The sequence below is a fragment of the Mycobacterium sp. PDNC021 genome, assembly GCF_048282635.1.
GTDB lineage: Bacteria > Actinomycetota > Actinomycetes > Mycobacteriales > Mycobacteriaceae > Mycobacterium > Mycobacterium llatzerense.
Window position 1 is genome coordinate 5,616,263 of sequence record NZ_CP182502.1, and the last position, 10,669, is coordinate 5,626,931.

Here is a 10,669-nt window from a genome sequence, read left to right on the forward strand (position 1 = left end):
ATGGGCCATACTTGGGTATGCGGTCCATCTGGAAGGGGTCAGTCGCCTTCGGACTGGTCAATGTGCCGGTGAAGGTGTACAGCGCCACCGAGGATCACGACATCAAGTTTCATCAGGTGCACGCCAAGGACAATGGCCGCATCAGATACAAGCGGGTGTGCGAGGTCTGCGGCGAGGTCGTCGAGTTCCGGGATATCGCCAAGTCTTTCGAGTCCGAGGACGGGCAGACCGTCATCATCACCGATGACGACATCGCGACCCTGCCCGAGGAGCGCAGCCGCGAGATCGAGGTGGTGGAGTTCGTTCCCGCCGATCAGATCGATCCGCTGATGTACGACCGGAGCTACTTCCTGGAGCCCGACTCGAAGTCGTCCAAGTCGTACGTGCTGCTCGCCCAGACGCTGGCGCAGACCGATCGGGTCGCCATCGTGCACTTCTCGCTGCGCAACAAGACTCGGCTTGCGGCGTTGCGCGTCAAGGACTTCGGCAAGCGCAACGTGATGATCGTGCACACCCTGCTGTGGCCCGACGAGGTTCGGGACCCGGATTTCCCGGTGCTGGACAAGGAAGTCGAGATCAAGCCCGCCGAGCTCAAGATGGCCGGGCAGGTGGTGGACTCGATGACCGACGACTTCCACCCCGAGCAGTTCCACGACACCTACCGCGAGCAGATGGAAGAGCTCATCGAAGCGAAGATCGCGGGCGGCGAGGCGTTCACCACCGAGGAAGCGGCGACCGAACTGGACGCGACCGAGGACGTCTCCGATCTGCTGGCCAAGCTGGAGGCCAGCGTCAAAGCCCGCAAAGGCTAATTGAAACGTGTTCTAGAAATCTGTTCCCGCAGCGCCTCAATCTTGCTAGCGTGCCTAACAACGACCACGACGAGGCGAATGAGGCACACGTGATTCTGGACAGATTCCGACTCGACAACCAGGTAGCCGTGGTGACCGGCGCGGGCCGCGGCCTCGGCGCGGCCATCGCCGTCGCATTCGCCGAAGCCGGTGCTGACGTGGTGATTGCCTCGCGCACCGAGTCCCAGCTGCAGGACGTGGCGAAGCTGGTCGAGCAGGCCGGCCGACGGGCGCACATCGTCGCCGCGGACCTCGCCCACCCGGACGAGACGGCCAAGCTCGCCGCCGTCGCGGTCGAAGCCTTCGGCAGACTAGATGTCGTCGTCAACAACGTCGGCGGCACCATGCCCGCCCCGCTCATGTACACCTCGCCGCAGGATCTCAAAGACGCCTTCACCTTCAACGTCGCCACCGCACACGCGCTGACCCAGGCGGCCGTCCCGCTGATGCTGGAGCATTCCGGCGGCGGCAGCGTCATCAACATCACCTCGGCCGTCGGCCGGTTGGCGGGCCGCGGTTTCGCCGCGTACGGCACCGCCAAGGCCGCATTGGCGCACTACACGAAGCTCGCCGCGATGGACCTCTGCCCGAAGATCCGGGTCAACGGCATCGCCCCCGGTTCGATCCTGACCTCGGCGCTGGACATCGTCGCCTCCAACGACGCGTTGCGCGATCCCATGGAGAAGGCCACCCCGATGCGCCGCCTCGGCGACCCGGAGGACATCGCCGCCGCGGCGCTGTACCTGGCCTCACCGGCCGGCGCCTACGTCACCGGCAAGGTGCTGGAGGTCGACGGCGGCCTCACGTTTCCCAACCTCGACCTACCCATCCCGGACCTGTGAGGAACCCTTACATGCCAATCAAAGTCGCCGCAGTCGGCACTGGCAACGTCGGCCGCCATGCCCTGACTCAACTCATCAATGACCCCGCCTACGAACTGACCGGCGTCTGGGTGTCCTCGGCCGCCAAGGCCGGCAAGGACGCCGGAGAGCTTGCCGGACTTGATGTTTCGACCGGCATCACGGCCACCGACGACCTCGACGCCATCCTGGCCGGCAAGCCGGACTGCGTCGTCTACACCGCCATGGCCGACAACCGGCTGCCCGACGCACTGGAGGACTACCGGCGCATCCTGGCGGCCGGGGTCAACGTGGTCGCCAGTTCGGCTGTGTTCCTGCAATATCCGTGGCAGGTGCTGCCCGCCGAACTGATCGCGCCGCTCGAAGACGCCACCAAAGCAGGCGGCTCGTCGCTGTTCGTCAACGGCATCGACCCCGGCTTCGCCAATGACCTTCTCCCCCTTGCCCTCATGGGCACCTGCCAGAGCATCGAGCAGGTCCGGTGCATGGAGATCGTCGACTACGCCACCTACGACAGCGCGACGGTGATGTTCGACGTGATGGGCTTCGGCAAGCCCATCGACGAGCTGCCGATGCTGCTGCAGCCCGGCGTGCTCAGCCTGGCCTGGGGTTCGGTGGTGCGCCAGCTGGCCGCGGGCCTCGGCATCGAGCTCGACGAGCTGACCGAGGAGCACACCCGGGTGCCGGCGCCCGAGGACTTCGACATCGCGTCGGGCCACATCCCCGCGGGCACCACGGCGGCCATGCGGTTCGAGGTGCGCGGCATGAAAGACGGCCGCGCGGCCGTCGTGCTGGAGCACATCACCCGCCTGCGCGACGACCTGTGCCCCGACTGGCCGCAGCCGGCGCAGGAGGGCGGCTCGTACCGCGTCGAGGTGACCGGCGAGCCGTCGTACGCCCTTGACCTGTGTCTCAGCAGCCGCAAGGGCGACCACAATCACGCCGGACTCGTGGCCACCGCGGCGCGCGTCGTGAACGCCATCCCGGCCGTCGTCGCCGCCGAACCGGGCATCCGGACGACGCTGGATCTGCCGCTCATCACCGGAAAAGGCCTGTACCGCCTCAACTGACGCCGCCCGACACATTTCCCCAATCGCAAGGTTTCGGCTAACCTAACTTTTCTATTCGCAGACCCGGATAGAGAGTGAGTGCAGTGCTGACCGAGACCCGCACACCGTCGCGCCCAACCTGGTCCTTGCTGGGCCCGGCGTTCGTCGCCGCCATCGCCTATGTTGATCCCGGCAACGTCGCGGCCAACATCAGCGCGGGCGCGAAGTTCGGCTTCCTGCTGGTGTGGGTCATCCTGCTCGCGAATGTCATGGCCGGCCTGGTGCAGTACCTGTCAGCCAAGCTGGGCCTGACGACCGGCCGCTCGCTGCCGGAGCTGGTCGCCGAGAACTGCCGCACCCCAACCCGGATCGCGTTCTGGGTACAGGCCGAAATGGTGGCGGTCGCAACCGATCTCGCCGAGGTCGTGGGCGGCGCCATCGCGCTGCAACTGCTGTTCGACCTGCCCCTGCTCGTGGGCGGCGTGATCACCGGCGTGGTCTCCATGTGCCTGTTGTCGGTGCAGAACCGTGGCAGTCAGCGCGCGTTCGAGCGGATCATCGCCGGGCTGCTGGCGATCATCACCATCGGCTTCCTCACCAGTCTTTTCGTCGATCCGCCCGCTGCGAGCGATGTGATCGGCGGCATGGTGCCGCAATTCGCCGGAGCCGAAAGCCTCCTGCTGGCCACCGCGATCCTGGGCGCGACGGTCATGCCGCACGTCGTCTACCTGCACTCCGGCCTGGCCCGCGACCGGCACGGAAAGCCGGAAACCGGCGCTCCGCTGCGCCACATGCTGCGCGTCACCCGCTTCGATGTCGGCTTGGCGATGGTCGTCGCGGGTGCGGTGAACCTGTCGATGCTGCTGGTCGCGGCGACGCACCTGCAGGGCGTCGAAGGCACCGACACCATCGCGGGCGCACACGCCGCGGTCGGCAATGCCCTCGGTCCGGCCGTCGCGCTGTGCTTCGCCATCGGCCTGCTGGCTTCGGGCCTGGCCTCCTCCTCAGTTGGCGCGTATGCCGGCGCGATGATCATGCAGGGCCTGCTCAACCGGTCGTACCCGCTGCTGCTCCGACGGGCAGTCACGGTCATTCCGGCGCTTGTGGTGCTGGCCGTCGGCTTCGACCCGACGCGCGCATTGGTCATCTCCCAGGTGGTGCTGTCGTTCGGCATCCCGTTCGCGCTGATTCCGCTGATCCGGCTGACCAGCAACCGCGCCGTGATGGGCGAGAGCATCAACCACCGCGTCGTCACGACGCTGGGATGGACTGTGGCCGTACTGATTTCGGCGCTGAATGTGGTGTTGATCTACCTGACCGTCACGGGCTGATCGCGGCCGCGATCTCGCCGCTGCGGACGGCCACGTTCGACAGCAGCGTCGCGCCGAGCCCGTGGCTGTGTTCGACCGTCGCGCCGTTGAGATAGATGTCACCGGGAGCACCCGGCCTGGCCACCAACTTGTAGTCGCGGGTGGCCAGCGGGCGGCCCCGCTCGTCGAACTCGTAGCAGGACGCCAGCTCGCCCAGGAACGCCGACACATCCATCGGTGCGTAGCCGGTCGCGTACACCACGACGTCGCAGCGCACGGTCTCGGTCGTGTTGTCGATGAGGTTGCGCACGCCGAGGCGCACCTCTGCCTCGTCCTCATCGGCGCCGACAACGGCGCAGGCCCGGTGGATGAACAGCCGAAGATCCCCGCTCACGCGTTCCCCGTATTCGCGTTCGTACAGGTCCGCGATGAGGTCGACGTCGACGGCCGAATAGTTCGCCGACCGGTGATAGTCGAGTAGCCGCTGACGCTCGACGCGGTCCGCGCCATAGAACTCGTCGACCGCCGACGGATCGAAGATTCGGTTCACGAAGGCACTGTCGTCGGCGAGGCTGTACCCGTACCGGCTGAACACGGCGTGCACCTCGGCGAGCGGATAGGTGTGGTGCAGATAGGCGACCACCTCCGCGGCGCTCTGCCCTGCTCCCACCACCGCGAAGCGACCGCGTGCCACGGAGCCAAGGGCAGCCAAGGCGCTCAGCAGTTGGTGGCTGTGCCACTGGCGCAGGCTCGGCCGCGTGCCGGCGGGCAGTACCGGATGCAGGCCCGTGCCCAGCACCAGAGTGCGCGCCGAGATGACCTCGTCAGGGTCCAGCCGCACCGCGAATCCGGCGTCATTCGCCGTCACCCCGGCCACGCGGTGGCCGTAGCGCACGTCGGCGGAGAACTGGTCGGCCGTCCACTGCAGGTAGTCGTGGAACTCGTGCCGGCTGGGAAACACGTCATGACGACCGATGAAGTCGACCAGCCTGCCGCGCTCGCTGAGATAGTTCACGAACGTGAATGCACTCTGCGGATTGCGCAGCGTCGCCAGGTCTTTGAGAAACGGGATCTGCATCCGGGTGCCGGGCAGCAACATGTCGCGGTGCCAACCGAACCGCGGCTGGGCATCGACGAATCGACCGCGCACGCCACGCTCGGCAAGGGCCACCGCCAGAGCCAGATTCGACGGCCCGAATCCGATCCCCAGCATGTCGGCCTCAAACACGGGTCAGCCGTGCGAGATAGAGCTGATGCACCATGTCCCGATTGATCAACACCACGAAATCGGCCATGTCGAATTCCGGGTCGTAAGACGGTTCCCCACAGATCACGCCACCGATCCGCAGGCTGCCGGCGACCATCGGCGGAATCCGTACCCGACCTGGATCAGGCAGCTCTGCCAGCGGAGTTCCGTTGACCTGTACTGGATTTCGTGGTGTGACACGGAACTCCTCGGGCGCCGGGTGCTTACGGAAGGCCCGGTCCAGGACGCCGCGCACCAGCGCACCGCGCGGACCGCCATCCTCCATGCGCACCGACAGACTGCCGATGGCCCACCGATATCCGGTCAGTTCCTGATACCGCAGGATGCCGGCCCACAGCATGGCCATCACCGCGCCGCTGCGATGGTCGGGATGCACACTGGCCCGGCCCAACTCGACCAGCGACGGCCGCAACGCGTCGATGCCGGCACTCATCTCGAAGTTGGTGTCGGTGAAGATGCCGCCGGCCGCTCGGGCGCCGTCGGGGGGTAGCAGCCGATAGCAGCCGACGATCGCCCCGGTTTCTTCGTCGCGGGCCAGCAGATGATCGCTGTACGCATCGAAGCGGTCGGTGTCGATCATCTCGCCGGTGCGCGGTCCTCGAATCGCTTGCGGGAGTGCGGCACCCAGCTCCTCGGCGAACGTCTGGTACCGCAAGCGCTGGGCCGCTTCGACCTCGTCTGGGTCATCGGAGATGACGACGCTGTACCGCCCCCCTGAGAAGAGAACAGCAGCGCCGACCATAAGGTTTGAACGTATCCGCATCCAGCCCCGGCCGTAGCAACTTTGGCTAATCCACAGTATCGGCGCGAATTGTTTGCCGGGCCCCTATCCGGACGAGCAGCGCCACGGTCACGGTGGCGACGGTGGCAGCCAGCGCGGCGGCGGTCAAGGCGGACTGCATGCCGGCCGCACTGGCTTCCCGCGCGATCGTCGCGAGTGCCGGACGCATCCGGTCGGGTACCGCCTCGAGCGCCCGCAGTCCGGCGCCGGCGGCCAGCCCGTCACTCAGCTGCCCGGCAGCGTCGGCGCCAAGCCCTGGCACAGCGGAAAGCCGCGTCGCGGCAAGGTCGCCCGCGTGCCGGCTGAACAATGCACCGAGCCCGGCGACGCCGGCCAGAATGCCGATCTGGCGCGCGGTGCTGACCGTTCCCGTCGCCATCCCGGCGTTGGCGACCGGCACGAAACGCAGCGCCGCGTCAGACGTCAGCGCAGACAGCCCGCCGAGTCCCAATCCCGCCACGACGGACCCGGCGATGAAATGCGTCCACGTCGTACTCGCGTTTACTGCGGTCATCATCCACATGCCCACGGCAATCAATGTGACGCCGGCGGGTACGGTCGCCGCCACCGGTATCCGCCGCGCCGCGAGCATCGCCAATGGGGCACCCACCACGATGGCCAGCGTCAGCGGCAATGCCCGCAATCCGGCGCCAAAGGGACTGAACCCCAAGGTGTTCATGAAGTACAGCGCGAGGTAGTTGGTCGACGCGATCAGCGTCCCGCTGGCGGCGAACGCGGCCAGGGAGACACCGGCGAAACCGGGAACGGAAAGCAGCCGGATATCCAGCATCGGCTCGGCCTGGCGTAACTCGTGCCACCCGAAGGCGGCCAGGGCAGCCACGCAGAATGCGCTCAGCCCCAACATGATCGGGCTGCTCCACCCGAAGCGGTTGCCCTCGATCAGCACGTACACACCGGCGAACAACGCCGCCGTCAGCACCACCGTGCCCCAGACGTCGACCGGACGGGAGTGTGCCACGACGGTTTCCGGGACGGCGAAGATGACGATGTACAGCGCGAGCACCCCGACTGGCAGGTTGATGAGGAAGATCGACGGCCACCCATACGCGGTGACCAGCGCGCCGCCCAGCAGCGGCCCGACGGCACCGCCGGCCCCCATCGCCGCGCCGTACGCGGCGATGGCGCCCGCCCGATGCCGTACATCGGGGAAAGCGGCCGCGATCATCGGCAGCGACACCCCGAGCAGCACCGCGCCGGCCGAGCCCTGCACCGCCCGAAGTCCGTTGAGCACGTCGATGTTGCGGGCCAGCGCGCACCCGGCGGACGCGAACATGAACACCACCAGCCCGCCGAGGTACAACCTCCGCCGCCCCAACCGGTCGCCCACCGTCGCCGCGGTCAGCAGCAGTCCGGCCATCGGCAGCGCATAGGCGTCGACCACCCATTGCAACCCGGACAGGTGGGCATCGAGAGAAGCCTGGATATCGGCCAGCGCCGCGGCGACGATCGTCATGTCGAGCAGCAGCATGAACACCACGACGCAGACCGCGGTCAGGGTCAGTCTGGCGTTCACACCTGCAGTTTGCACCGGCGGGTGCGCCCTGCGTGTCCGTAAGGTCGAACACATGACGAGAGATTTCCGGTTCGGAGTCGGCCTGCGGCAGGCCGACAGTCGGTCAGCGGTCCTCACCGCGGCGCGCCGCGGTGAGGACCTCGGGTATGACGTCCTCCTGGTGCCCGACCATCTGGGTGCGCCGGCGCCGTTTCCGGTGCTGGCGACGGCCGCCGCGGCGACCGACTCGCTGCACCTGGGCACCTTCGTCTTCAACGCGTGCTTCTACAAACCGGCGCTGCTGGCTCGCGATATCGCGGCCATGCGCGACCTGACCGAAGGGCGTTTCGAGACGGGTCTGGGCGCCGGCTACGTCAAGGAAGAGTTCGACGCCGCCGAGCTGCCGTTCCCCAGCGCCGGGAAGCGGGTGGAGTACGCAGCGCACGTCACCTCGTACCTACGCACGCACCTGCCCGATGTGCCGGTGATGATCGCCGGTGCCGGCGACAAGCTGCTGACCGTCGCCGCGCAGCAGGCACAGATCATCGGGCTGACCGGCGGCGGACCGCGCACCGACGAGCACGATCCACTTGCCGAGCGAATTTCGTTCGTGCGCACCGCCGCCGGTGCCCGGTTCGACGAGTTGGAGCTGAACCTGGCCATCACCGCGGTGCCGACCGACGGGTCCGGGATACCGAACCTGTCGATGACCCGACACTTCCAGCCCGAGCTCAGCGATGCCGAACTGATGACGACGCCCGGCGTGCTCAGCGGCAGCACCGCCGACATGGCCGACCGGATCCGCGAACTCCGAGATCGCTACGGGGTGAGTTACTTCATTGTTCAGCAACAGCATTCAGAGGCCTTCGCGAAGGTCATCGCAGAACTGCGCTGAGACCGGCGGGCGCTTGTAACGCCGCGCCCATCAAATTCGATTAGTAGAACTATGTATCCGCAAAAGGCCGAGTCGTCCAGCCTCCGACAGCGCAACTTCGTCTTCCTCGCTGTCGTCCTCGGCATGCTGCTGGCCGCGCTCGACCAGACCATCGTCGCGACCGCGCTGCCGACGGTCGTCGCGGATCTGGGCGGCGCCGGCCACCAGTCCTGGGTCGTCACGAGTTACCTGCTCGCCTCGACGATCGTGACCGCGGTGGTCGGCAAGCTCGGCGACATCTTCGGCCGGAAGAAGGTCTTCCAGGTCGCGATCCTGCTGTTCCTGGCCGGGTCGGTCCTGTGCGGGCTCTCGGAGTCGATGGGGATGCTGGTCGCGTCGCGGGCGCTGCAGGGCCTGGGCGGTGGCGCCATCACCGTGACGGCCGTCGCCGTGATCGGCGAGGTCATCCCGCTGCGCGAAAGAGGCAAGTATCAAGGCGCTTTGGGCGCGGTCTTCGGTGTCACGACCGTCGTCGGCCCGTTGCTCGGCGGGCTGTTCACCGACCATCTGGGCTGGCGGTGGGCGTTCTGGATCAACGTGCCGGTGGCGGTGGTGGTCCTCGCGATCGCGGCGGTGGCCATTCCGGAAATGGCCCGTGCCGGCCGGGCCGTCGTCGACTATGCCGGCATCGTCCTGGTCGGGCTCGGCGCGGCGGGCCTGACGTTGGCGACCAGCTGGGGCGGCACCACCTACGCGTGGGGCTCGGCGACGATCATCGGGTTGTTCGTTGCCTCGGTGTTGGCACTCGTCGGCTTCGTCATGGTGGAACGTCGTGCGCCCGAGCCGATTCTGCCGATGCGCTTGTTCGCCAACCCGGTCTTCACGGTGTGCTGTGTGCTCTCGTTCGTTGTCGGGTTCGCGATGCTGGGTGCGCTGACGTTCCTGCCGACCTACATGCAGTTCGTCGACGGCGTCTCAGCCACCGCGTCGGGACTGCGCACCCTCCCGATGGTGGCCGGTCTACTCGTCACCTCACTGGGCAGCGGTGCGATCGTCGGCCGCACCGGCAAGTACCGGATCTTCCCGATCGCCGGCACCGCGATCATGGCACTGGGGTTCGTGTTGCTGTCCCGGATGGATGCCGACACCTCGACGTTGACCCAATCGCTATTCTTGCTGATCCTCGGCACCGGCATCGGGCTGAGCATGCAGGTGCTGATTCTGGTGGTGCAGAACACCGTCGACTTCGCCGATCTCGGCGTCGCCACCTCCGGTGTCACCTTCTTCCGCACCATCGGAAGTTCCTTCGGCGCGGCGATATTCGGCTCGATGTTCGCGAACTTCCTGAGTGCCCGCATCCCGGCTGGAGCGCCACCCGATCCGAAGGTGCTGCACAGCCTTCCGCACGAGACCGCCGCACCGATCATCACTGCCTATGCCGATTCCCTGAGTCAGGTGTTTCTGTTGGCGGCGCCGGTCGCGGTCGTCGGCTTCGTCCTGGCGCTCTTCCTCAAGCAGGTGCCGCTGCGCGACGCTGCCGCCAGCGGAAGCACCGACATGGGCGAGGGTTTCGGCATGCCGACCACCGAGTCGCCGGAGAAACTCCTGGAAGTCGCTGTCGGCCGGCTGCTGCAGCACAGCAACGGCATTGACCTGGAAGCGGTTGCGCGGACCTCGAACAGCCGACTGGGCACGGCGCAATTGTGGGTGCTCATGCTGATCTACCGGTATGCGGCGGCGACCGGGGCCGCGGACCTGCTCGACATCGCGGACGACCGGCGCGTGCCACGACAGGTCCTCGAACCGACCTTCGATCGGTTGGTCGCCACCGGATTTGCCACGCGCGCCGGAAGCGAATACACGCTGACCCCGGCCGGCGCTGCCGAGGTGAGTGCGGCTCGCAATGTGATCTCGAGCTGGATCACCGAAACCCTCACACAATCAGACGAATTCCACGGTGCGCCCGAGCGCATTCATGTCCAGAGTGCACTCGACCACATTGCCCGCGGTGTGCTCATCGAACGGGAGTCGGCCCGGGGAACGAAACTCGGCCCACCGCATCAGTCTGTCGCCGACCTGCCCACCACCCGGATGCGCGCCGCGCGGCCGGAGGAGCCACCGACCCGGCCGTTCCGCGCGCACGCCAGCTTGCCCCGCGGCTGAG

At 67.2% G+C, this 10,669-nt stretch carries 9 protein-coding genes; 6 read left to right on the top strand and 3 right to left on the bottom strand.

Translation table 11 applies throughout. The features are described from left to right. Positions 1-17: 17 nt before the first annotated feature. From ACNO8X_RS26875 to ACNO8X_RS26890, 4 genes are all read left to right on the top strand, one after another. Positions 18-812, top strand: a complete 795-nt coding sequence (locus ACNO8X_RS26875) for a Ku protein (protein ID WP_043983996.1) — start codon at positions 18-20, stop codon at positions 810-812. A gap of 89 nt (positions 813-901) precedes the next feature. Further along, positions 902-1,693: an SDR family oxidoreductase gene (locus ACNO8X_RS26880; RefSeq protein ID WP_418006049.1), complete on the top strand. Its 792-nt coding sequence runs from the start codon at positions 902-904 to the stop codon at positions 1,691-1,693. A gap of 11 nt (positions 1,694-1,704) precedes the next feature. Further along, entirely contained in the window at positions 1,705-2,781 is a 1,077-nt protein-coding gene (locus ACNO8X_RS26885) for a diacylglycerol kinase (RefSeq protein WP_418003467.1), read from the top strand. An 83-nt stretch (positions 2,782-2,864) separates the two neighbouring features. Next, on the top strand, positions 2,865-4,091 hold the full coding sequence (locus tag ACNO8X_RS26890; protein ID WP_418006050.1) for an Nramp family divalent metal transporter: 1,227 nt from the start codon (positions 2,865-2,867) through the stop codon (positions 4,089-4,091). Here the strand turns inward: ACNO8X_RS26890 and ACNO8X_RS26895 are convergent. Genes ACNO8X_RS26895 through ACNO8X_RS26905 form a run of 3 tightly spaced genes read right to left on the bottom strand, consistent with a single transcriptional unit; the run spans position 4,081 to position 7,640 of the window. Then, complete coding sequence (locus tag ACNO8X_RS26895) at positions 4,081-5,283, bottom strand: lysine N(6)-hydroxylase/L-ornithine N(5)-oxygenase family protein (RefSeq protein ID WP_418006051.1); 1,203 nt, start codon at positions 5,281-5,283, stop codon at positions 4,081-4,083. The genes ACNO8X_RS26890 and ACNO8X_RS26895 overlap by 11 nt on opposite strands. A gap of 7 nt (positions 5,284-5,290) precedes the next feature. Beyond that, a complete protein-coding gene (locus ACNO8X_RS26900) occupies positions 5,291-6,079 on the bottom strand; it encodes a GNAT family N-acetyltransferase (RefSeq protein ID WP_418003468.1) in 789 nt (262 codons plus the stop codon). A gap of 46 nt (positions 6,080-6,125) precedes the next feature. Then, the gene (locus ACNO8X_RS26905) at positions 6,126-7,640 is read right to left on the bottom strand and encodes an MFS transporter (RefSeq protein ID WP_418006052.1); all 1,515 of its coding nucleotides are present in this window, start codon (positions 7,638-7,640) and stop codon (positions 6,126-6,128) included. Between the two features lie 64 nt (positions 7,641-7,704). On the opposite strand from ACNO8X_RS26905, the gene ACNO8X_RS26910 reads away from it, so the two are divergent. Together ACNO8X_RS26910 and ACNO8X_RS26915 are read left to right on the top strand one after the other, a co-directional pair. Further along, the gene (locus ACNO8X_RS26910; RefSeq protein WP_418003469.1) at positions 7,705-8,526 is read left to right on the top strand and encodes an LLM class F420-dependent oxidoreductase; all 822 of its coding nucleotides are present in this window, start codon (positions 7,705-7,707) and stop codon (positions 8,524-8,526) included. Between the two features lie 51 nt (positions 8,527-8,577). Next, positions 8,578-10,668 carry an MDR family MFS transporter gene (locus ACNO8X_RS26915; protein ID WP_418003470.1) on the top strand — a complete coding sequence of 697 codons (2,091 nt, stop codon included), beginning with the start codon at positions 8,578-8,580 and terminating at the stop codon, positions 10,666-10,668. Position 10,669: the final 1 nt, after the last annotated feature.